This is a genomic window from Natronohydrobacter thiooxidans (assembly GCF_001884735.1).
Taxonomy (GTDB): Bacteria; Pseudomonadota; Alphaproteobacteria; order Rhodobacterales; family Rhodobacteraceae; genus Roseinatronobacter; species Roseinatronobacter thiooxidans_A.
Genome location: NZ_MJAP01000014.1, coordinates 60601 through 83604, shown reverse-complemented (window position 1 = coordinate 83604; position 23004 = coordinate 60601). Strand labels below are relative to the sequence as shown.

The window sequence follows — 23004 nt, the reverse complement described above, 5'->3', positions numbered from 1 at the left end:
CTGCCCGCCCGCGCCAGACAGTCGCAACTCTTGCCAAGGGCTTGTCTTCGCATGTCTCCTTTCGCCATTCTGTTTCCTGATCTCAGCCCCGAGATCTTTTCCGTCGAGATCGGCAGTTTCAGCTTCGCGCTGCGCTGGTATGCGCTGGCCTATATCGCGGGCTTTCTCTTTGGCTGGTGGATCATCATCGGGCTGATGAAGCGCGCGGCCCTCTGGCCTGCCAATACTGCCCCGATGGAACCGGGGCGGGTCGAAGGGTTGCTGACCTATGTGATTCTGGGCGTGATCCTTGGCGGGCGGCTGGGCTATGTACTGTTCTACCAGCCCGGCTACTACCTGTCGCACCCGGCCGAAATCCTGCGGATCTGGGAGGGCGGCATGTCCTTTCACGGCGGCTTCGCGGGCGTGATCATCGCCGGGCTGATCTTTTGTCGCCGCCATTCCGTGCCGCCCTTGCAGATCGCGGATGCGATGGCGCTGGTGGCGCCGATCGGGATCGGGCTGGGGCGGTTTGCGAATTTCATCAATGCCGAGCTTTGGGGCCGTCCGACGTTGCAGCCCTGGGGGGTGGTCTTTCCCGGTGCGCAGGCGCAATCCTGCCCCTGGGACTGGCCGATGCCGTTTTGCGCGCGTCATCCGACTCAGCTCTATGAGGCCGCGCTCGAAGGTGTGCTGCTGTTTGTGGTGCTGGCCTGGCTTGTGTGGCGGCGCGGCTGGCTGAAAACGCCGGGCGCCGTGACCGGGGTCTTCGTTGCAGGCTACGGGCTGGCGCGGTTCATCGTCGAGTTCTTTCGCCAGCCTGACGCCCAGTTCATCACGCTCGACAATCCGATGGGGCATGTCCTGAGCCTCGGGCCGCTGGGGCTGACCATGGGGCAGATGCTGTCCCTGCCGATGATCGTGGCGGGGCTGGGGCTGCTTTTCTGGCGCAGGCGGGCATGACGGCGCTGCGCGAGATCCTGCTGCGCCGGATCGCGCTTGAGGGGCCGATGAGCCTGGCCGAATACATGACGCTCTGCCTGCTGCATCCGGAGCATGGTTATTACACGACGCGCGATCCCTTGGGCGCTTCGGGGGATTTCACCACTGCGCCCGAGATCAGCCAGATGTTCGGCGAGATGCTGGGGCTGTGGCTGGTGCAGGTCTGGATGGATCAGGGCGCGCCCGCGCGTTTCACACTGGCCGAGCTTGGTCCCGGTCGCGGCACGCTGATGGCCGATGCCCTGCGCGCCACGCAGCGCGTGCCGGGGTTTCATGACAGTCTGCGACTGCATCTTGTCGAAGCCTCGCCGGTGCTGCGCGAGGTGCAGGCGCGGGTGCTGGCGGAGTTCGCACCGGTTTTCCATGACAGTGCCGCCACACTGCCCGACCAGCCCCTGTTCCTGATCGCGAATGAGTTTTTCGACGCCCTGCCGGTACGCCAGTTCCAGCGCCGGGGCGCGGGCTGGGCCGAGCGGATGGTGGGGCTGTCCGAAGGCGGCCTTGTCATGGGGCTGGCCCCGCCAGCGCCCCTGCGCGCGCTCGATCACCGGCTGGAGGACACCGCCCAAGATCAGATCGTCGAGACCTGCGCCCCGGCGCGACCGGTGATCGAGGCTGTGGCGCAGCGGATCGCGGCGCAGGGCGGCGCGGCGCTGATCGTGGATTATGGCGACTGGCGCAGCCGCGGCGACACTGTGCAGGCGCTGCGCCAGCATGCCTATGATGACCCTTTGGCCCATCCGGGCGAAGCCGATCTGACCGCGCATGTCGATTTCGAGGCGCTGGCACTGGCCGCCGCCCCCTTGCATGCCGCGCCCCTGACACCGCAGGGCGTGTTTCTGGAGCGTCTCGGAATGGGCGCCCGCGCTGATGCGTTAGCGCATAGGTTGAGCGGGCTGCGGCTGCAAACCCATCTCGCGGCATATCGGCGCTTGACGCATCCGCAGGAAATGGGACAGTTGTTCAAGGTGCTTGGCCTTGCGCCCGCGAGCGCCCCTGACTTGCCCGGACTTGCGTGATGACCCTTGAGATCCTGACCGCTGACAGCCTCTCCCCGCTGCGCCACGGGTTCTTCACCCGGCGCGGGGGGGCTTCTTCGGGGATTTTCGCAGGGCTGAATTGCGGGCCGGGCTCGTCTGACCAGTCCGACACTGTGCGCATGAACCGCGCCCGCGTGGCCGAGGCGATGCAGGTCGACCCGGACGCGTTGATGACGGTGCATCAGGTCCATTCCCCCGATGTGGCTACGCTGGTTGCCCCCTGGCCCGATGGCCTACCCCACCCCAAGGCCGATGCCATGGTCACGGGCGAGCCGGGGCTGGCGCTGGCGATCCTGACAGCGGATTGTCAGCCGGTGCTGTTTGCCGACACGCAGGCACAGGTGATCGGGGCTGCCCATGCTGGCTGGCGTGGCGCGCTGAGCGGGGTGCTGGAAAACACCATCGACGCCATGGAAGCGCTGGGCGCCGAGCGCGCGCGTATCCGCGCCGTGATCGGCCCCTGCATCAGTCAAGCAGCCTATGAGGTGGGTCAGGAATTCCTGGAAACCTTTCTGGATGAAGATCCCGGCTATGCGCGTTTCTTCATCAATGGCGCGGGCGAGAAATACCAGTTCGATCTGGTCGGGTTCGGGCTGCACCGTCTGCGCGAAGCCGGGATCAGCGAGGCGCGCTGGATCGGGGAATGCACCTATAGCGACCCGGCGCGTTTCTACTCCTATCGCCGCTCGGTGCATGAGCGGCAGGCGGATTACGGGCGGCTGATCTCTGTCATCAGACTGTGACACGCGCGCCGGGGAAATACCCTGCGAAGATCATCTTCTTGTCCAAGTCCTGCCTGATTTGAGGGCGAGGCTTGTCCCTGAGCAATAACCACCTGTTCCCGTGGAAGGACAAGACCCATGACCAAGAGACCGCAGCACCGCTGGATCACCGCCATCGTCACCGAGGCCGCAGACGTGCCGGTCCTGCCCTGGGAACGCGCGGCCAAACGCGCCCGCCGGTTGCAGCTTGCCGCAAGGCCCGGTCTGGCGGGTTTCGCCTGAAGCTCGGAATTAAGCATATTTTCACTCTCGGGTGGCAAGGTTTTTTCGGTAACGAGTGTTTGAAATATAGTCTTTAATTAGTAACGGGCGCTCAGGGTTGAGCGCCCATTTTCTTGAGCATTCGGCAAGCGGGGATCAGGCCGCGTCGGCCTGTGCCTCGACCAGCTTGCGTGCGGATTTCGTGTCGCTGTCAATCTCGATCTGGCGCGGTTTCAGCGCCTCGGGCAATTCGCGGGCCAGTTCGATATGCAGCATGCCATCGGCATGGCGCGCGCCCGTCACGCGGACATGATCGGCCAGATGGAAGCGCCGCTCGAAGGCGCGGGTGGCGATGCCGCGATGCAGATAGTCGCGGGCGCTGTCATCCTCTCGGGACCGGCCTGCAACCACGAGGGCGTTTTCCTTCACCTCGACACTCAGATCATCGGCGGCGAATCCGGCCACGGCGATCGAGATGCGATAGGCATTCTCGGCGGTTTTCTCGATATTATAGGGGGGGTAGCTGGGGGCCTGCAGATCAGCAGAGAGCACCCGGTCCAGCATGTCGGCCATACGGTCAAAGCCGATAGAGGCACGGTAAAGGGGAGTGGGATCGAAACGACGCATGAGCATCCTCCTTTTCGAAGCGATACAAAGGTTTGCGCGCCTTCCTTCATGCGGACAGGCGCTTTTTCGAGTATGTTCAGGTCCGTCATGGCCCCTGAACACCGCAGATCTGGGAATGGGCTATGGGGCTTTCAAGAGCCCTGCGCGCGAAGTATCACGCTTTTGTGATCAGGGTCGCATGAAGCGTGCACCCCCGCCCGCGCTCATGGCGCGGGGCTGGTCGGATGGCGCGGCGGGCTGGACAAAGCGGCGGTCGCGCGCATCGAGGGCTGCGCGCAATTCAGCCAGACGCGGCCCGAGCGACACGCCCAGCGACACGTCGCGCGAAACGCCGCCCACAATGCTTGTCCCCATGGCCGAGACCACCGAGACGATATGCGGCCTGCCCTGCGACAGGCCGAAAACCGGCGCACCGGAAGATCCGAAATCGACCGAGCAGGTCATCATCAGAACGCCGCTGCGGTCACGTTCGAGCACCTGGCAGCGCTCTTGCAGGGCGGGCGCTTCCAGCCGCCCGCGCGCATAGGACACGACCCCCACCTGATCGCCGCTGCGCGGTTCGGAATAGACTGCAAAGGGCACCACGCCCATGTTGCGGATCGGATGGGTCAGTTCGAGAAGGGCCAGATCATGCGAGACATTCTCCAGCCCGGTGCCGTCTGCGGGGTTGTAGCGCGGATGCACGACCGAGCGGATCACCCGGCCCTCGGCAGCGGCCCGCCCGGCGCGGAAGCCCGCGCGAAACACCAGTTCCGCATCGGTGGCGCGCGCGCCGGTATCCTTGTCAAACAGGCAATGCGCTGCCGTCAGCACCAGCTTTTCCGAGATCAGCGCCCCGGTGCAATGCCCGCGCGTACCGATATCGATCCGCCCGACACCTTCCCAGCCTTGCACCTGCAGGCCCGATTCGAGCAATGTCAGGGGTTTGTCCTGCGCCACCAGCGGCGCGGGCAGGCCAAGCATCAGACCAAGGGCGATCACGACGCGTAATGTCATCCATCTCTCCATCCTGCCAGAGGCACCGGTTAGCGCGGCACTATGGCAGCAAGATGGCATGTCAGCGCAGGATTGGCACCTCTGATTTTCCGCCATCCAGCGCACGCGGGCGCGGCCCGCCGGTGGCCCAGTCAAGCAGTTCAACCGTATGCACGACCGGCAGGTCTGTGCCCGACCCGATCTGCATCATGCAGCCGATATTGCCTGCGGCGATCAAATCGGGCGATTTCGCCTCCAGCGTTTCGACTTTGCGCGCTTTCAGCTGTTTCGAGATTTCGGGCTGCATCAGGTTATAGGTGCCCGCTGAACCGCAGCACAGATGGCTGTCCTTGGGTTCCACAACCTCAAAGCCCGCGCGCTTGAGCAGATCCTTGGGAGCGGACTTGATCTGCTGGCCATGCTGGAGCGAACAGGCGGCGTGATAAGCGACCTTGAGCGTTTGTTTCGCGCCTTTGGGCAGGTCGAGCTTTGTCAGAACCTCGCTCACATCCATCGCGATGCTGGCCACGGCGCGCGCGTCCTCGGCCAGGGGCTCATTGCGGAACATATGGCCGTAATCCTTGACCGTCGTGCCGCAGCCGCTGGTGTTGATCACAATGGCATCCAGCCCCTGCCCCTGCATCTCGCGGCCCCAGGCGCGGATATTCTTCGCGGCGGTCGCGTGGCTCTCGGCGGTCTTGCCCATGTGATGGGTCAGCGCGCCGCAGCAGCCCTGCCCTTCGGCGATCACCACCTCTGCGCCCAGACGGGTCAAGAGCCGGATCGTCGCATCATTGATATCGGTGTCGAGCGCGCGCTGCGCGCAGCCGGTCATCAGCGCCACGCGCATCTTGCGCGGACCTTCCGCCGGGAAGACTTGCGGATCGTCATTGCGGCTGACCGGCGGGATCTGTTTCGGGGCCATTTCCAGCATCGCGCGCAGGCGGGCATCGGGCATCAGCCGCGCGAAGGGCCGCCCGATCTTCGCGCCCAGAAGCGCGAGCCGGAACCGCGTAGGATAGGGCAGGATCCGCGCCAGTGTCCAGCGGAGCACCCGCTCGAACAAAGGCCGCTTGTAGGTCTGTTCGATATATTCGCGGGCATGGTCCACCAGATGCATGTAATGCACGCCCGACGGACAGGTCGTCATGCAGGCAAGGCAGGACAGGCAGCGGTCGATATGCTTGACCGTCTGCGCATCGGCAGGTCGGCCCTTTTCCAGCATATCCTTGATCAGGTAAATCCGCCCGCGCGGGCTGTCGAGTTCATCGCCCAAGACCTGATAGGTGGGACAGGTCGCGGTGCAGAAGCCGCAATGCACGCAGCTGCGCAGAATCTCGTTCGAGCGCGCGGTGGCGGCATCCTTGAGCTGGGCCTCGGTGAAATGTGTCTGCATGTCGCTTATCCCATCAAGCCGGGGTTCAGAATGCCGCGCGGATCAAATTTCGCGCGCAGGCCCGCGCTGAGCGCGGCCACAGGCGCGGCTTCGGGCTGGAACACCGGCAAGGCGGCGCGGGAGGCCTCTGTGCCGCGGATCAGTGTGGCATGGCCGTGAAATGCGCCCAGCCTTGCGCGCAGATCTGTGCCTTCGGGCGTCAGCGCCCAGATCAGACCCCCGCCCCAGTCGAGCAGCACCGGGCAACCCATCTGAGCTACCAGAGCGGGCGCGTCACTGGGCCGGACGGATATCCGCCAGACATCGCCTGCCCGCCCGGCAAAACCGGACACATCGCGGATACCCGCCCAGATCCCGCCACTCGCCGCACCCTCGATGATCTCCCACTCCCCACCAAGCGCGTCCTGCAGCGCGCCAAGGCGATAGCGTACCTGTTCGGCAAAGCCCTCGATGCGCAATGCGACGCGGCCTGCTTCGTCACGCGCAGCGCCATTGACCTCATAGGGTGTGCCGAGCGCGCGGCTCATCAGATCCACGGCCTGCGGCAGATCCAGCGCCTCGCTGAGCAGTGTCGCCTGCGTCTCTGGCACCGGCAAGAGCTTGAACGAGCATTCGCTCAGCACCCCCAGCGTGCCCCAGCTTCCCGCCATCAGCTTCACGAGATCATAGCCGGTGACATTCTTCATCACCCGCCCGCCATTCTTGATCACCGCCCCGGCGCCATCAATGAACCGCACCCCGATCAGACTGTCACGGCAGGCCCCGACCTGCACCCGGCGCGGGCCAGAGGCATTGGTGGCAACCATCCCGCCGACCGTCGGCGCCCCGTCGCGCCCCAGAAGCGCGCGCAGATCCACAGGCTCGAAAGGCAGGCGCTGGCTCTCGGACGCAAGTGCCGCCTCGACCTCGGCCAATGGCGTGCCCGCCTGCACGACCAGCGTCAGCGCGCCGGGCTCATAAAGCGTGATGCCACGCATCCCGCCGGTTTCCAGCAGCTCGCCCGCAACGGGCTTGCCGATATCGCGTGTGCGCCCGCCCGCAATCCGCAACGGCCCCTGCGCCGCGCAGATCAGGTCAGACAGTTCAGCCTCGCTGGCAGGGCGCATGGGCGGCCCTCCTCTTTTCATCCTGATTTCAGTCTTGCCCGGATAGTCAGGGGCGGTGATTGGCCAAAGCCCGGTTATGCCGCGCGCCGGGCCGCACTCGACGCCAGCGGAAAGACCTTGGCCGGGTTCAACAGCCAGCGCGGGTCGAACACATCCTTGACGCGCATCTGCGCTTCCAGATCAGCCGGGGTGAATTGCACCGTCATCAGGTCGCGCTTCTCGATTCCCACGCCGTGCTCGCCGGTCAGGCAGCCGCCCGCCTCGACGCAAAGTTTCAGGATATCGGCGCCAAAGGCTTCGCAGCGCTCCAGATCGCCGGGTTTGTTGGCGTCAAACAGGATCAGCGGGTGCATGTTGCCGTCGCCGGCATGAAAGACATTGGCCACGTCCAGCCCGTAGTCCTTCGACATCTCGCCGATGCGGCGCAAAACGAAAGGCAAGGACGAGACCGGAATCGTCCCATCGAGGCACATATAGTCATTGATCTGCCCCATCGCCCCGAAGGCCGATTTGCGCCCGAGCCAGATTTTGCGGCTCTCTTCCTCGGACTGGCTCTCGCGCAGCTCGACCGGGTTGTGGCGGCGCGCGATCTGGCTGATCAGGCCCAGTTGTTCGGCGATTTCGGCCTCGGACCCTTCCACCTCGATGATCAGAAGCGCCTCGCAATCCGGGTAGCCCGCCTTGGCGAAATCCTCGCAGGCGCGGATGCAGGGGCGGTCCATGAATTCAATCGCCACCGGCAGCACGCCCGCCTTGATGATATCCGACACACAGGCGCCCGCGACTTCATTGCTGTCAAAGGCGATCAGCACGGGCCGCGCGCCTTCGGGCCTGGGCAGGATGCGCAAGGTGGCTTCCGTCACGACGCCAAGCTGGCCTTCCGATCCGCAGATCACGCCGAGCAGGTCATAGCCTGCGGCATCGGCATGGGCGCCACCGATTTCCACGATGGTGCCATCCATCTGCACCATGGTCACGCCCAACAGGTTATTGGTCGTGACCCCGTATTTCAGGCAATGCGCGCCCCCCGAATTCATCGCGATGTTGCCAGCGATCGCACAGGCAAGCTGGCTGGAGGGGTCCGGCGCGTAGAAGAACCCGTCGCTTTCGACTTCGCCTGTGACCGAGAGATTGGTCATGCCCGTCTGTACGCGGATGATGCGGTCGGCAGTGCTCACCTCCAGCACCTCGCGCAGTCGCGCCACGCCCAGGATGATGCTGTCCTCGGTCGGCAGCGAGCCGCCCGCGAGCGAGGTGCCTGCCCCGCGGGGGACGACCTTCACGCCTTCCTCATGGCAGATCCGCAGGATGGCCGCGACTTCCCCGGTCGAGCTTGGCAGGGTCACAGCCATGGGGATGCAGCGATAGACGGTCAGCGCGTCGCATTCATAGGCGCGGCATTCGGCTTCCTCGGTAATCAGGGCCTCGGGCGGCAGTTCCGCCGCCAGCCGTGCGAGGATGCGCGCGCGCTGCGACAAGATGGCCGGACTGGGTTGCGGCATGTCCATGGATCGACCCTCCCTGATCGCGGATTTGGTAAAATAATATTACCAATACGCGCGAAGGCAAGCCTTTTGTTTCAGGATTGGTCGAATCCGCATCGAAAAAGGCGCGCCCAGATCGCTCTGGCCCGCTGCCCGGACCTGTGCGGCGACAGGACCGACCGCTGCGTCACAGCCATGGCAATGGCGTCCGCAGGGGGGTCAATCCCCCCAAGGACGCCGCCCGCTCACTCGGCAGCGAGCGGGGTCTGATCCACGAGACCCACGATATCCATCATGATCTGGTTGAGCTGGAAATCCTTGGGCGTATAGACCTGCGCGATTCCCATGGCGCGCAGCCGCGCCGCATCTTCCTCGGGGATAATGCCGCCCACGATCACCGGCACATGGCCAAGCCCTTCCGCGCGCATCAGCCGCATCAGTTCTTCCATCAGCGGGATATGCGAGCCCGAGAGGATCGACAGCCCCACCACATGCGCCTCCTGATCGCGGGCGGCGGCGACAATCTCGGCCGGGGTCAGGCGGATGCCCTCATAGTGAATATCCATCCCGCAATCGCGGGCGCGTGCCGCGATCTGCTCGGCGCCGTTGGAATGCCCGTCCAGCCCCGGCTTGCCCACGACGAATTTCAGCCGTCGGCCCAGTTTCGTGCTGACCATATCCACCGCCTCGCGCACCGGATCCAGCCCCTCGGTCCGGTTCGAGGGCGCACGGCTCACCCCGGTCGGCCCGCGATACTGGCCGAAAGCGGCGCGCACCGTCTCGCCCCATTCGCCGGTCGTGGCGCCCGCTTTCGCGGCGGCGATCGAGGCGGGCATGACATTCACGCCAGAGCGCGCCGCCTCGCGCAGATCGGCCAGTGCCTGCTTCACCGCTGCCTCATCACGCGAGGCCCGCCATGCGGCCAGCCGCGCGATCTGATCCGCCTCGGCTTCGGGGTCGCAGACCATGATCGCGTCCTCGCCGGTCGTCAGCGGCGAGGGTTCAGTGGTGGTGAACCTGTTGACCCCCACCACGACGGTATCACCCGACTCGATGCCCGAAATCCGTTCGGCATTGGCCTCGACCAGCCGCGATTTCATGTAGTCGATGGCCTTCACCGCGCCGCCCATATCATCGATCCGCGCCAGTTCCTCGCGCGCGCCCGCCATCAACTCGGCCACCTTGCGATCCACGGCCGGGTTGTTGTCGAACAGGTCATCGAATTCCAAGAGGTCCGTCTCATAGGCCAGAACCTGTTGCAGGCGCAGCGACCATTGCTGATCCCAGGGGCGCGGCAGACCCAGCGCCTCGTTCCAGGCGGGCAGTTGCAGCGCGCGGCAGCGGGCTTTCTTCGAGAGCGTGACCGCCAAAGCCTCGATCAGGATGCGATAGACGTTATTCTCGGGCTGCGGTTCGGTCAGGCCAAGGCTGTTGACCTGCACCCCATAGCGGAAGCGGCGGTATTTCGGATCGTCAATGCCGTAGCGGTCGCGGCAAATCTCGTCCCAGAGATCGACGAAGGCGCGCATCTTGCACATTTCGGTCACGAAGCGGATGCCCGCATTCACGAAAAATGAAATCCGCCCCACCATTTGCGGGAAATGCTCGGTCGGAACCTTGGTTTTCAGATCATCCAGCACCGCGCAGGCCGTCGCCAGCGCGAAAGCCAGTTCCTGCTGCGGCGTCGCCCCTGCTTCCTGCAGATGGTAGGAACAGACATTCATCGGGTTCCATTTCGGCAGATGCGCACGCGTATAGGCCGCGACATCGGTGATCATGCGCAAGCTGGGTTCCGGCGGGCAGATATAGGTGCCGCGCGAGAGATATTCCTTGATCAGATCATTCTGCACAGTGCCGTTCAGTTTCGAGATATCGGCCCCCTGCTCTTCGGCGGCGGCGATATAGAGCGACAAGAGCCAGGGCGCGGTCGCGTTGATCGTCATCGAAGTGTTCATCTGCTCCAGCGGGATCTGGTCGAACAGCATCCGCATGTCGCCCAGGTGACAGATGGGCACGCCGACCTTGCCGACCTCGCCGCGTGCCAGTTCATGATCGCTGTCATAGCCGGTCTGGGTCGGCAGGTCGAAAGCGACGGACAGCCCGGTCTGCCCTTTGGACAGGTTGGTGCGATAGAGCGCATTCGAGGCTTTCGCCGTCGAATGGCCTGCATAGGTGCGAAACAGCCAGGGCTTGTCTTTCTGGTTCCGTGCTTCGGTCATCATGCGCTCCTGATCTTCCGGCACCAGATGGGTGCCGCGTAATTTTCTTACCCAATCGGATGATTTATGCGCAAGATAATGTCAAGACGAAATCGCTGCAACGCGGCGTAGTGCGGCGGCCTGCCACGCCAGAGCGCTGACTTGACAGGCATTGCACCAATCCTGTTAGGGTGCGCATCGCTCCGTCGCTGAAAAAGTTGCTCTTCCATGACAGTCCCTGCCGCGACCCCGGCGCCTGACGATGCTGACCCAGACCCGCTTGCCCAAGCGCGGTCGCTGCTCGGCGCGGGTAAGGAGTTGAGCATCGCGCAGATCAATCTTTTGGCGCGGCATGCCTTCACCAACCGCGACATGGATTTCTACACAGAGTTTTTTGCCACGATCGAGCCGCGCCTGCAGCGGCATTTCCGGCACAACTGCCTTGCGCCGGAATTTCTGGACGATACCGGGCGCGTCGCGGGCAATGTCAATATCTATCGCAAGCTGCGCTACCGGTCGCTGTCCGGGCCGGTACTGGCCTTCGAGAAAATCTATCGGCGCAACGCAGCGGATCTCAAGCGCCTGCAATGGGTCAGCCGCAATCTCTGGGGCAAGCTGCCTTACGACATGCCGCGGATCATCGAGATCGTGCCGGGGCGGCGCTTCACTGTGGTCATGTTCGATTTCGAAGCCTTTGCACCGGTCTCTGCCGAGGGTCTGTTCGAGACCATGCGCCGGATGAACGCCTTCAGCATCGCGCATCCGGCCTCGGCCTTTGCGCATGTGGAAGAGGTGATGCTGGGACTGCCGGAACTCTATGCGTTGCGGCGACGGAACCTCTCGCCCAATCTGGTCAGGGCGGGGATCAGCGAGGCCGAACTTGCGCAGACCGAATCCGCCTGCATGGACACAGTGCATGTCCTCAACCATGCCGATCTGCACCGGTTCAATATCGGGCAGAACGGGATGATCTATGACTGGGACTGCGCCTGCTTCGCACCTGCCGCACATGATCTCGGGCGCACGATAGCGGCCATCCGGGACTTCCAGCGCCTGTCCGGCCTGCAGAGCTTCATCACCAACCGGCTTGGCCGCGATCTGGAACAGGAGCGCGCAGAGGTTGCGCGGATCATGTTCTTCTATCTGGTCTATGCGGCCAAGAAACGGCTGACGAAACAGGATGACGCGGCGCTGACCACTCTGCGCGCCATGTTCCGCGCGGTGCAGGCCGGGCTGGGCTGAGGGGTCTATCCGGGGCTTGGCGGGGCCAGCGCGCTTTCGCGCGCGGCTTTTCGGGCGTTCCCGATCAAGATCGCGAAAACCACGGACGCACTCAGCGCAATCGCCAGCAGGTCATGCGCGACCAGCACCAGCCCGGCGATGGTCAGCACCCATTTCTCCCAGCGCGCGACATGGGTCTGGAAAAAGCCGATATAGGCCACTGACAGCGCGATGATCGACAGCACGCCCGATGAGAGCGCCAGCGAGAAATCCCAGACCGTGAAGTCAATGAAGAGAAGCGCGGGCGCATAGATGAACATCATCGGCACCAATGCCTTGCCCATCGACAGGCGGAAGGCGGTCATGCCGGTCTGCATCGGATCCGAGCGCGCGATACCTGCGCCCGCATAGGCGGCAAGCGCCACGGGCGGCGTGATATCGGCCAGCACCCCGTAATAGAAGACGAAGAAATGCGTGGCCAGAAGCGGCACGCCCAGTTGCTGAAGCGCAGGCGCCGCGATGGCGGCAAGGATGATATAGGTGGGCGTGGTGGGAATGCCCGCGCCCATGATGATGCAGGCAATTGCCACAAAGATCAGCGCAAAGAAAAGCGTGGTGCCGTTCTGGCTGAGAAAGCCCAGCGGGTCGAGCGCCGACACCGCAGCCCCCATCCATGCCGCGCCGTCAATCACCGCGCCAGAGAATTTGAACCCCATGCCGGTCAGCGTGGTCACGCCAAGGATGAAGCCCACACAGGCGCAGGCGGCGGTGATGGCAATGGATTGCTGCGCGCCGCTTTCCAGCGCGCTGACCAGTTTTCGCGGCGTGAGCGCGCTGGAGGCATCCATGCGCTGTCCCAGCCCCAGCATTTGCAGCACCAGCGGGATATAGGAGCAGCCAATCGTCAGGATGATCCCCCAGAAGGCCGCAAGGAAGGGGGTGAATTTCATCAGGAGAAGCGTGACCATCACCACCAGCGGGATGAACAGGTGCCACGAGCGTGCCAGCACATCCATGAATTGCGGCAGCTTGTCGGGCGCGATGCCCGACAGGCCAAGGCGTTTGGCTTCCAGATGCACCATGAACAGCGTCGAGAGGTAATGGAACGCCGCCGGGATGATCGCGATCAGGATCAGCTCGTTATAGGGCACGCCCAGCATTTCGGTCATCACGAAAGCCGCCGCCCCCATGATCGGCGGCGTGACCTGCCCGCCGCAACTGGCCGAAGCCTCGGTCGCGGCGGCAAAGCGCCCCGAGAATCCCTTGGATTTCATCATCGGGATGGTGAAGGCGCCGGTGGTCACGGTATTGGCCACAGGCGAGCCCGAGATCATGCCGAAAAAGCCGGATGAGACCACCGCCACCTTGGCCGGACCGCCGGAATAGCGGCCCGCGACGATGCTGGCCAGATCAATGAACAACTGCCCCAGCCCGGATTTCTGCGCCAGCACCCCGAAGAGCACGAAGTGAAAGACGAAGGTCGCGACAACGCCGATGGCGATCCCGTAGATCCCTTCGGTGCCAAGATAGAGATGGTTGACCAGCCGGATGATATTGTAGCCGCGATGGGCCAGATCGCCGGGCAGATAGGGGCCGAAAATGGCATAGAGCAGCGCCAGCGTGCCGATGACCGGCAGCACCTCGCCCATGGTGCGGCGCGCGGCTTCCAGTACCATGATGATGGCAATCAGGCCCATCACATAGTCGAAAGGCTGCGGGAAACCGACATTGCGGATAAAGATCGTGTCGAAAAACACGATCAGATAGAGCGAGGAGGCGCAGCCCGCAATCGCCAGCGGCCAGTCGATGATCGAGGGCCGGTCGCCATAGCCGCCCAGCTTGGTGGCGGGCAGCGCGGTCAGCGCCAGCGCGGCACTGAGCGCAATCAACCCGTAGCGCGCGGCCTCCGGGATGCGGCCTGCCAGCGCATCGGCCAGCTGGATGCCCAGAAACAGATAGAATGCCGCGAAAGCCAGCCCGAAGCCCCAGGCGCGCAAGGGCTTTTCGACCTTCACGCGCGGAAAGAGCAGGAATACCAGCGGCATGATGAAGCTCATATGCACCGAGCGGTGCATGACTTCGTTCAAGAGCCCGAAGCCCGAGGTGTAGATGTGGAACACGCTGAGAACGACACAGGCCAGGGTGACAATCCAGCCTGTCACCCCGGTCAGGCGCCGGAAATTGGTCTCATTGTCATATTTGCGGACAATGGCGTCCATTTCGGCGTCAGAGAGGGGGCTCTGGGGCTGGGGCGTGGTCATCATTCGGTTTCCTTGCAATCCACCGCCCGGATTTCGAGCGGTATTGCGGGCCATTGGGTCAGGTCGATCACATCGGCAGCGGCGAGAAGCCGGTTTTCATGTTCAGGCGCCGCGCGCAGGATCAGGCGGTCGATGTCGCGGTCAAGTTCGACCAGCATCAGCCCGTTCTCGCTGCGCCAGCCCGCCCCCTCATGCGCCATGCCCGGACCATGGGCGGCAAAGCGCTCGGCGGTCTGCACGATCCCGCGCCCCGGCATCAGGCGATAGTCTGCGCGCACTTCGGTCAGGGTCACGGAATGACGCCAGGCAAGTGCGAATTCGGGGCCGTCGATCTGCGCCAGAATTGTCCCGTCGCGTATGCTGACCAGTTCGATCAACGTGGCCTCGCAGGCACGGGCGGCAGCGGGGCCGCCCGTGGCCAGTCCTATCAGGCACAGCGCGGCAAAGCCGCGCCAGCCCGTCCCGATCACTCGATCAGACCCATTTCGCGGTAGAAACGCTCGGCGCCCGGATGCAGCGGGACCGAGACGGATTCCAGCGCTGTTTCCAGCGAGATCTGCGCGCCCATGACATGCACCTGCGCAAGTGTCTCGGTGTTTTCATAAAGCGCCTTGACCATGGCATAGGCCAGATCCTCGTCCAGATCGGCATGCGTGGCCCAGATCGCGCGCACGGCCAGCGTCTCTACATCCGCATCCACCCCGCGATAGGTTCCGGCGGGCAGTGTGACCGAAGCGTAATAGGGCTGCACCTCTTGCAGGGCTTCGATTTCTGCACCGGTCAGGGGCACGATGGTAATGTCATGGCCATTGGCGAGTTCAGTGATCGATGCGGTGGGGATCCCTGCCGTGATCAGCGAGGCATCCAGATTGCCGTCGCGCAGCTTGTCGGCGGATTGCGCGAAGGAGGAGTAATCCTCGGACACATCCTCGCGCGTCATGCCATGCGCTTCCAGCAAATCGCCCAGAAGCTGCCACTGGCCCGACCCGGGCGAACCGGAAGAAACCGATTTGCCCGCCATATCGGCAAAGCTGCCGATGTTGGCACCCGCACGCGCCACAAGCTGCACGGTTTCGGGATAGAGCGAGCCGAGCGCGCGGATATTCTCGGCGGCATTGCCTTCGAACTGGTTTACGCCACGGTAAGCTGCGTCCAGAATATCGGCGGCGATGAAGGCGGTTTCGATTTCCGCCTGTGCCAGCAGGCCAGCATTGGCGACCGAGGCATTGCCGGTTTCAGCAGTCGCAGAAATGCGGCGGCCTTCAAGCTCGGCATTGTTCGAGATGAGCTGCGCGAGCATGCCGCCCAGTGGGTAATAGGTGCCGCCGGTGCCACCCGTGGCGATGCCGACAAAGACGCGTTCCTGCGCCATGGCCGGGGCCGCAAGGGCCATGGCCGAAAGTGTCAGCGCGCAGAAGGATTTGGTCAGGTGTTTCATTTCTCTCTCCGTGTTGGTGGTTTCTACTGTTCAGTCCGGCTTCCATGCGGCCAGTTCGGCCAGCAAGGGCGCGAGCACGGCGCGCAGCCTTGCCGCGCGCTCCTCGTCCCAGTTCCAGGGCGGGGATTCGTGCATATAGGTCGATTGCGCCAGTTCGAGCTGGATCGCGTGCCGCCCGTGTTCGGGCCGCCCGTAATGGCGTGTCGTCCAGCCCCCGAGGAAACGGCCATTCAGGACATGTGTGTAGCCTTCTGCCTGCGCGCAATGGCGCAGCGTGATCGCTTCGAGTTCCGCGGCGCAGGTCGTGCCGCGATTGGTGCCGATGTTGAAATCCGGCAGGCGGCCGTCAAACAGGAAGGGGATCTGCGAGCGGATCGAATGGCAGTCAAAGAGCACGACATGGCCATGCAGCGCCTGCACACGGTCCAGTTCGGCCTCCAGCGCGGCGTGATAGGGCGCGTGCCACTGGGCGCGGCGGGCCTCGATCTCGGGCGCGTCGGGCGGACGGTCCCAGATATTCACCCCGTCAAAATCGGTCAGCGGCACCAGCCCGGTCGTGTTCTGCCCCGGATAGAGGCTTGCGCCTGACGGGTCGCGATTGGCGTCGATCAGGTAGCGGTGGAACTTCGCCGCGACCACAGTCGCGCCGGGAACAAGACCGGAAATAAGCCGCGCCATATGCCAGTCGGTATCAGAAAGCCCGCGCCCGGTTTCATTGAGCGCGGCCAGAACCGGATCAGGCAGGAAGGTGCCGCCATGCGGCACACCCAGAACCAGCGCCGAGTCGCCTTGGGCGACGGAAACGGCGGGCAGGTCAATTCCGGTAATGGCGGCGTCGTGCATTTTGCTATTCCATGAGATCGGTCTTTGTGCAATTTTATGCTTAAACATAATATGCGTGTCAATATGAAGATGAATCCTGCAAATACTCTCTGGGCGCGTGCCGCCCTGCTGCCTGATGGTTGGGCAAAGCATGTCCGCGTCGATCTGGACGATCTGGGCCGGATCGCAGAGGTCACAACGGATCAGCCACCGGTCGGAACCCGCATCGGCACCCTGCTGCCCGCCCCCGTAAACCTGCACAGCCACGCGTTTCAGCGCGCTATGGCAGGGCTTACCGAGGCGCGCGGCCCCGATCCGCGCGACACGTTCTGGACCTGGCGACAGCTGATGTTTCGCTTTCTGGACCATCTCAGCCCCGAGGATTGTCAGGCCATCGCCGCTCTGGTGCAGATGGAATCGCTTGAGGCGGGCTATGGGGCGATGGTCGAGTTTCATTATCTGCATCACCAGCCCGGCGGCCTGCCCTATGACAATCGTGCCGAGATGGCCGGGCGCATCTGCGCCGCCGCGCAGGACAGCGGGATCGGTCTGACGCTCCTGCCGGTGCTCTATCGCTATGGCGGCTGCGACCGCCGTCGGCTCGCCCCCGGCCAGCAGCGTTTCGGCAATGACCCCGAGGGCTATGCCGCCCTTGTTGCTGGTTCTGCCGCCGCTGTCGCGCAGCTTGGGCAGGATGCCGCGCTGGGAATCGCGCCCCATTCCTTGCGCGCCGTCGCGCCTGCGGATCTGAACCTCTGCCTTGAACTGGCAGAAGGCCGGGTCATCCATATGCATCTGGCCGAGCAGGAAGCCGAGGTCGCAGAGGTCGAGGCCGCATTGCGCGCGCGTCCGGTGGAATGGGTGCTGGACAATCTGCCCCTGTCCGAAAAATGGTGCTTCATCCATTGCACCCAGATGACGCCCAATGAGACGATCCAGCTTGCGGGATCAGGGGCGGTCGCGGGGCTGTGCCCGATCACCGAAGCCAGCCTTGGCGACGGGATTTTTGACGCGCCACGCTATCTCTCGGCACGGGGCAGCTTCGGGATCGGCAGCGATTCGAATATCCGCATTTCCGTGATCGAGGAATTGCGGGCGCTGGAATATTCGCAGCGCCTGCGCGACCGGGGCCGGGCGATTCTGGCCGTTGCCGGGCGGTCCACCGGGCGGGTGCTGTGGCAAGGGGCCTGCGACGGCGGGGCCAGGGCCGCCGGGCGTCAGACCGGGCGGATCGCTGCGGGCTATTGGGCGGATCTGGTGGCGCTGGATGACAGCCAGCCCGATCTGGCCGTGCGCGAGGGGGATGCGGCTCTTGACACTCTGATCTTTGCAGCCGATCACCGTGCCATTGCCGAGGTCTGGTCTGCGGGGCGCCATCTGGTGACGCAGGGTCGGCATATCCGGCGTGACAGGATCGTGGCGGAGTATCGGCGCGTCGTGGAGCGATTGAAGGAGCTTGTTTGAGCAAGGACACCCTCCCCTTTGACTGGAAGGCGATCCGGCGCGATGTGCTGGAGCAGATCCAGTCCGGCCAGTGGAAACCCGGCGACAAGATCCCGCGTGAGATCGAGCTTGCGGCGCATTATGACTGCACGCGCTCGACCGTGGGCCGGGCCCTGCGCGATCTGGCGACCGCCGGATTTCTGGAGCGCAGGCGCAAGGGCGGAACGATTGTCGCGGCCAATCCGACACGCAAGGCCCCGCTGGAAGTGCCGATCCTGCGCGAGGCAATCCGCGCGGCTGGCTCCGAGCCGGGATACCGCTTGCTGCAGGCAGGCCCGGAGCGCGCGCCTGAGGAGATTGCCGCAAAGCTGGGTCTGCCCCCCGGAGGGGAACTGCTGCATGTTCTGGCGCTTTATCTGGCGGATGGCGCAGCCCATCAGATCGAGGATCGCTGGCTGGTGCCCGCCATGGTGCGCGGGCTTGACCCGGATCACCTGCGCAGCCAGCCGGTGGATGAATGGCTGTTGCACAACGCGCCACTGACCCGCGCGAAGATCGAGATCGAGGCCATCGCCCTGCCCGCCGGACTGGCGCACCATTTCGACCAGCCCGCGCAGAGCCCCAGCCTGCTGGTGACGCGGGTAAGCTGGCGGCAATCCAAACCTATCGGGCTGCTGCGGCTCTATCATGCGGCGGGGCAGCGGCTGAAGACCGGGATCTGACACAGGTCACGCGGAAAGCCATCCGAGCGCGAATCCCAGCTTCTCGCGCGCCACGGCTGTGTTGACAAAAGGATAGATATCGGGCTGGCCGACCGCGCGGTTGACATGGTTCATGGCAACCCCGATGGCGATGGCCCTGTCGAGAAGCCGCGCGGGATCGGTGTCGCGAAAGGCATCATATCCCTGCGCGATGACATCCCCCAGTCCAAGGCCAGCCGCGCAGAAACTGTCCGTCAGATCGGTCAGATGCATGGCATGGGCCGCGCTTTCGGCCCAGTCCTCATGCGGATGGGCGGCGGCATAGGCGGTGACATGGGCGCTTTGCCAGTCCGGGGGCGGCCCATCCGCATAATGCCGCGCAAGCGCGGCGCGGTAATCCTGCCGCTCATCCCCGAAAAGCGCGCGGAAATCCGCAAGGAAGCTGCCGCGACCGGACAGGCGCTCGAACAGGAAATGCGCGATTTCATGGCGGAAATGGCCGATGAGGGTACGGTAGGGTTCGCCCAGCATCTCGCGGCGGCGCACGCGCTCCAGCGCATCGGCTTCGGCCAGGTTGATCGTCACAAGCCCAGCGGCATGGCCCATGGTCACATCGACCGCCCCCTGGGAGGTGGCCTCGGCCAGCATGTGAAACTCGGGGCGCGGGCCGCTGTCGCCCGCCGTGAACCAGCCCCAGCGCATCAGCCCGGCCAGCACATGGCGCTTGGCGGCCTCTGCGCGCGCCCAATGCATCTCATTGCCCGGCACCGACAGATCCGGGTGCATGCTGGTCATCCCGCAGCTTTCGCAAAGCGGCTGGTCCGGGGCCGCGATCCAGTTGCAGCCGATGCTGTCGCGATTGGCACAGAAATGCTGTGAACCGGTGAAGGACTGCGCCGCCGGGTCATAGCCGACCTCCAGCCCACAACTGCAGGCCAGATTGTCGAAGTAAAGATCAGCGCGGCAGCCCGGACAGTGAAAGATCTTCATTGCTTACCTCTCTGACAGAAGCCCGGACAGCAGCGGGTGTATTATGGGCGCGGCCTAAAGCGGCCAGACGATCAGCAGAAGCGGCAGGCTGACCGCGACCACCAGCAGTTCCAGCGGCACGCCCAGTCGCCAGTAATCCCCGAAGCGAAATCCGCCGGGGCCAAGGATCAGCGTGTTGTTCTGATGCCCGATCGGCGTGAGAAAGGCGCAGGAGGCCCCGATGGCCACCGCCATCAGGAAACTGTCGGGATTGACGCCCAGGGTTGCCGCAATGCCAAGCGCGATGGGACAGAGCACCGCCGCCGTGGCGGCATTGTTCATCGCATCTGACAAGAACATGGTCGTGACCAGCACCACAGCCAGCGCGGCGATGGCATTGCCCTGCGCGATGGTCCCGACCAGAAACCGCGCCAGCAGATCCGCCGCGCCGGTTTGCTGCATCGCACCGGCCACCGGAATGAGTGCGGCCAGGAGCACGATCACCGGCCAGTCAATCGCCGTATAGACCTGACGCGGCGGCACTGTGCGCAACAGCATCGAAGCGATCACCCCCAGCATGAAGGCCGCTGGCGCCGGCAACAGCCCGGCTGTCACGATCCCCACCGACCCCAGCATAATCGCGCCCGCGATGAGTGCCATACGTTTGTCAGGGATGCGAAGTTCGCGCGCGCCCAGCGGCACGCAGCCCATGTCATTGATGAAATCGGCCATCACCTCGGCCGGGCCCTGCATCAGCAGCAAATCGCCTGCTTTCACTTTCAGCGTGCGCAGCCGCGCGCGTGGCGGATGGCCATGGCGTGACACCGCAAGCAGATTCAGACCATAGCGCGTGCGCAGCCGCAGATCGCTGGCTGAACGCCCGACGATCTGCGCGCCCGGCAGCACCGCCAGTTCGCGCAGCACGATATCGGCGTCGCGTTTTCCGTCATCCTCATCCGACCCTGCATCCGGTTTACTCTCTGCGACGGGTTGTTCCGTCTCGCTGTCCTCTTCTGACGAGGGCCCCTGCTCTTCCAGCTTGATCCCGAACACGGCCAGCGCCTTGGCCAGGCCCGTGACATCGGCATCCAGCACCAGAATGTCATCGACCCGGATACGCCGCCCGCCATGGGGTGCGGTCAGCCGCACCTCGTTGCGCACAAGGCCCACGACCTGCGATTCGCTGTCTTCTATCTCGTTCTCGAAGGCGCGCAGGGTCAGGCCCACGGCCTTGCTTTTCTCGGGCACGCGCACTTCGGTGAGATAAGTGCCGGTCTCGAATCCTTCGACGGCAGAGGCCTTGCGCGCGGGCACCAGACGCCAGCCGACCAGCACCACGAAAACCACACCGGCCAGCGCCACAGCCACGCCCACCGGTGCGAAATCGAACATGGCGAAAGGGCCCGGCCCCGCCTCGGCGCGAAACCCCGAGACGATCAGATTGGGCGGTGTGCCGATCAGCGTGGTCATCCCGCCAAGGATCGTGCCAAAGGCCAGCGGCATCAGCACCTGCCCCGGCGTCAGATCCAGCCGCGCCGACCATTGCACGGCGACCGGCATCAGAAGTGCCATCGCACCCACATTGTTCATGAAGCCCGACAGGATCGCCCCCAGCCCCATCAGCGCCGCCATGCTGGTGATATGCCCCGCTTCACGCGGCAGGACGGTACGCGCAAGCCAGTCCACGGCGCCGGTATTCTGCAATCCCCGGCTGAGCACCAGCACACAGGCCACAGTGATCACTGCGGGATGGCCGAACCCGGTGAAAGCCTCGGTCACCGGAACAAGCCCGGCCATGACGCAGGTCATCAGCGCCATCAGCGCCACGATGTCATGGCGCAGGCGGCCCCAGAGGAACAGGCTCATGGTCCCGGTCAGGATGGCAAGGATGAGAAGGTGCGGTACGGTCATATCGGCCCATCCTGCCAGAATTCCTATGACATGCCTGCCCGTTTCTTTGCGGAATGCAAGCCTGCACGCAAATGTACAACTCGTTCGGCACGGATCCGGTTTCAGTGCGGGCAAAATACCGCGCCGCAGGATGGCAGGGATCCTGATGCCGCAACAACACCCTGCGTCGGCACCTTCGGGTCAGTGATTTTCTGAAAATGGTCGGGGCGGCAGGATTCGAACCTACGACCTACGGTACCCAAAACCGTCGCGCTACCAGGCTGCGCCACGCCCCGACTGAGCGCTCTTTAGCGATGAAGCCCGCGGGTGAAAAGAGCGAATTGCACCGCAGGCCCCGAAATCGGCCTAGCTGTCGCAGGGCCAGACCGCGCCGTCCTGATCCAGCCGCGGATGGCGCATTTCGCTGCCTTCGGTTATCCCCATGGCGCGCGCCAGCCCGCCATTGATTTCCAGCACCATCAGCACATTCTCGCCGCCCGGAATCGGGGTTTCGTCCAGCGGGATGGCCTCGTGATGGATATGGCTGACACGCCCGGTCGGATCCACGAAGATCATGTCCAGCGAAATCAGTGTGTTGCGCATCCAGAACGACGCGGCGACCGGACGGTCATAGATGAAGAGCATCCCCGCCGAGCGCGCCAGACGCTCACGATGCATCAGCCCGCGCGCGCGGGTTTCATCGGTATCCGCGATCTCGACACTGAAGCGCGCCTGCCCCCAAGGGCCACGCAGATCGACCGCACCTTCGCTGCAGGCTGCCTGCGCAAGCCCGGCCCAGAGCGTGGCGACAAGCGCCAGAGCAAGGCGGGAGAGCCGGATCATGTTTCCTCAGAGTCGCGTTCCGCCCGCGCCGGTTCGGTCAGGCTTGCCTCCCAGGGTTCGATCGACACGGCCATGCGCCCGCGCTCGCCGTCGATGACCCGCACGGCGATGGCCTCGCCCGCCTGCAATTCGGCCAGCCCCGACCGCCGCAGCGTTTCCATATGGATAAAGACATCCGAGGGCTTGCCGAAGACATTGGCAAAGCCGAATCCCTTGACCTTGTCGAACCATTTCACGCGCGCAGGTTCGAGAGGGATCGAGCGATCAACCTCTGCGCTCAGGCGCGGATCGGCAAGGGATCCGTTCTCCGTCTCGGTTTCGGGTGGCTGAACTTCCAGCACCTCCAGGGTCTGCAGCCCGCGCGCCGTACGTTGCATGACCAGACGGATCTTCGCCCCGTCGCAGACGGAGCTCAGCCCGAAATTGCGCAATGCATTGGCATGAAGCAGGACGTCCGATTCCTGCCCCGCGACGACGACAAATCCGAAACCCTTGGCCGGGTCGAACCACTTTACAACGCCCTCAACCACCTCAGAAGGGTTTTCATCCGAAACCATGAATAGTGTCTCGCTCATTTTTGGTGAAACGCCTTTGGCGCTTCACGGTATTTTGGGGTACGCAACGAG

General features: G+C 64.2%; 21 protein-coding genes and 1 tRNA gene. 7 read left to right on the top strand and 15 right to left on the bottom strand.

All coding sequences use genetic code 11. The features are described from left to right. Positions 1-51 precede the first annotated feature (51 nt). From lgt to BG457_RS20280, 4 genes are all read left to right on the top strand, one after another. A complete protein-coding gene (gene lgt / locus BG457_RS10830; protein ID WP_071797171.1) occupies positions 52-942 on the top strand; it encodes a prolipoprotein diacylglyceryl transferase in 891 nt (296 codons plus the stop codon). After that, positions 939-2000 (top strand): class I SAM-dependent methyltransferase, encoded by a 1062-nt coding sequence (locus BG457_RS10825; RefSeq protein WP_071797170.1) that lies wholly within the window; start codon positions 939-941, stop codon positions 1998-2000. The genes lgt and BG457_RS10825 overlap by 4 nt, the downstream gene beginning before the upstream one ends. Beyond that, positions 2000-2764 (top strand): peptidoglycan editing factor PgeF, encoded by a 765-nt coding sequence (gene pgeF, locus BG457_RS10820; RefSeq protein WP_071797169.1) that lies wholly within the window; start codon positions 2000-2002, stop codon positions 2762-2764. The genes BG457_RS10825 and pgeF overlap by 1 nt, the downstream gene beginning before the upstream one ends. Positions 2765-2881: 117 nt before the next feature. After that, on the top strand, positions 2882-3025 hold the full coding sequence (locus BG457_RS20280) for a hypothetical protein (RefSeq protein WP_175546780.1): 144 nt from the start codon (positions 2882-2884) through the stop codon (positions 3023-3025). Positions 3026-3160: 135 nt separating this feature from the next. On the opposite strand, the gene BG457_RS10815 is transcribed toward BG457_RS20280, so the two are convergent. The 6 genes from BG457_RS10815 to BG457_RS10790 all read right to left on the bottom strand — a co-directional run bounded on the left by BG457_RS10815 (position 3161) and on the right by BG457_RS10790 (position 10811). After that, on the bottom strand, positions 3161-3631 hold the full coding sequence (locus BG457_RS10815) for an Hsp20 family protein (RefSeq protein WP_071797184.1): 471 nt from the start codon (positions 3629-3631) through the stop codon (positions 3161-3163). Between the two features lie 168 nt (positions 3632-3799). Beyond that, positions 3800-4627 (bottom strand): trypsin-like serine peptidase, encoded by an 828-nt coding sequence (locus tag BG457_RS10810; protein WP_071797168.1) that lies wholly within the window; start codon positions 4625-4627, stop codon positions 3800-3802. Between the two features lie 61 nt (positions 4628-4688). After that, positions 4689-6002 (bottom strand): glycolate oxidase subunit GlcF, encoded by a 1314-nt coding sequence (gene glcF, locus BG457_RS10805; protein ID WP_071797167.1) that lies wholly within the window; start codon positions 6000-6002, stop codon positions 4689-4691. Positions 6003-6007: 5 nt separating this feature from the next. Beyond that, positions 6008-7108: an FAD-binding protein gene (locus BG457_RS10800; protein ID WP_071797166.1), complete on the bottom strand. Its 1101-nt coding sequence runs from the start codon at positions 7106-7108 to the stop codon at positions 6008-6010. 74 nt (positions 7109-7182) lie between these two features. Continuing rightward, positions 7183-8616 carry an FAD-linked oxidase C-terminal domain-containing protein gene (locus tag BG457_RS10795; RefSeq protein WP_071797165.1) on the bottom strand — a complete coding sequence of 478 codons (1434 nt, stop codon included), beginning with the start codon at positions 8614-8616 and terminating at the stop codon, positions 7183-7185. 221 nt (positions 8617-8837) lie between these two features. Continuing rightward, complete coding sequence (locus BG457_RS10790) at positions 8838-10811, bottom strand: protein meaA (protein WP_071797183.1); 1974 nt, start codon at positions 10809-10811, stop codon at positions 8838-8840. Positions 10812-11018: 207 nt separating this feature from the next. Between BG457_RS10790 and BG457_RS10785 the strand changes: the two genes are divergently transcribed. Further along, positions 11019-12032, top strand: a complete 1014-nt coding sequence (locus BG457_RS10785; protein WP_071797164.1) for a phosphotransferase — start codon at positions 11019-11021, stop codon at positions 12030-12032. Positions 12033-12037: 5 nt separating this feature from the next. Here the strand turns inward: BG457_RS10785 and BG457_RS10780 are convergent, their stop codons facing one another. From BG457_RS10780 to hutG, 4 genes are read right to left on the bottom strand one after another with little or no spacing between them, the layout of a single operon-like run. Further along, the gene (locus BG457_RS10780; protein ID WP_245770981.1) at positions 12038-14275 is read right to left on the bottom strand and encodes a TRAP transporter permease; all 2238 of its coding nucleotides are present in this window, start codon (positions 14273-14275) and stop codon (positions 12038-12040) included. Beyond that, positions 14272-14742, bottom strand: a complete 471-nt coding sequence (locus BG457_RS10775; protein ID WP_071797163.1) for a DUF1850 domain-containing protein — start codon at positions 14740-14742, stop codon at positions 14272-14274. The genes BG457_RS10780 and BG457_RS10775 overlap by 4 nt, the downstream gene beginning before the upstream one ends. Further along, positions 14739-15710, bottom strand: a complete 972-nt coding sequence (locus BG457_RS10770) for a TAXI family TRAP transporter solute-binding subunit (protein WP_071797162.1) — start codon at positions 15708-15710, stop codon at positions 14739-14741. Before BG457_RS10770 ends, BG457_RS10775 begins: the two co-directional genes overlap by 4 nt. A gap of 30 nt (positions 15711-15740) precedes the next feature. Further along, positions 15741-16553, bottom strand: a complete 813-nt coding sequence (gene hutG, locus BG457_RS10765) for an N-formylglutamate deformylase (RefSeq protein ID WP_071797161.1) — start codon at positions 16551-16553, stop codon at positions 15741-15743. A 63-nt stretch (positions 16554-16616) separates the two neighbouring features. Between hutG and BG457_RS10760 the strand changes: the two genes are divergently transcribed. Further along, the gene (locus tag BG457_RS10760) at positions 16617-17996 is read left to right on the top strand and encodes a formimidoylglutamate deiminase (RefSeq protein WP_245770980.1); all 1380 of its coding nucleotides are present in this window, start codon (positions 16617-16619) and stop codon (positions 17994-17996) included. Beyond that, positions 17993-18697: a GntR family transcriptional regulator gene (locus BG457_RS10755; RefSeq protein WP_071797160.1), complete on the top strand. Its 705-nt coding sequence runs from the start codon at positions 17993-17995 to the stop codon at positions 18695-18697. The genes BG457_RS10760 and BG457_RS10755 overlap by 4 nt, the downstream gene beginning before the upstream one ends. A 6-nt stretch (positions 18698-18703) precedes the next feature. On the opposite strand, the gene BG457_RS10750 is transcribed toward BG457_RS10755, so the two are convergent. The 5 genes from BG457_RS10750 to BG457_RS10730 all read right to left on the bottom strand — a co-directional run bounded on the left by BG457_RS10750 (position 18704) and on the right by BG457_RS10730 (position 22935). Beyond that, positions 18704-19666, bottom strand: coding sequence for a zinc-binding metallopeptidase family protein (locus BG457_RS10750; RefSeq protein WP_071797159.1), 963 nt, complete (start codon positions 19664-19666; stop codon positions 18704-18706). A gap of 54 nt (positions 19667-19720) precedes the next feature. Continuing rightward, positions 19721-21556 (bottom strand): SLC13 family permease, encoded by a 1836-nt coding sequence (locus BG457_RS10745; RefSeq protein WP_071797158.1) that lies wholly within the window; start codon positions 21554-21556, stop codon positions 19721-19723. Positions 21557-21754: 198 nt separating this feature from the next. Then, a tRNA-Pro gene (locus BG457_RS10740) sits at positions 21755-21831 on the bottom strand. A gap of 70 nt (positions 21832-21901) precedes the next feature. Further along, positions 21902-22378, bottom strand: a complete 477-nt coding sequence (locus tag BG457_RS10735) for a DUF192 domain-containing protein (RefSeq protein WP_071797157.1) — start codon at positions 22376-22378, stop codon at positions 21902-21904. After that, positions 22375-22935: a cold-shock protein gene (locus BG457_RS10730; RefSeq protein WP_071797156.1), complete on the bottom strand. Its 561-nt coding sequence runs from the start codon at positions 22933-22935 to the stop codon at positions 22375-22377. The genes BG457_RS10735 and BG457_RS10730 overlap by 4 nt, the downstream gene beginning before the upstream one ends. Between the last annotated feature and the right edge of the window lie 69 nt (positions 22936-23004).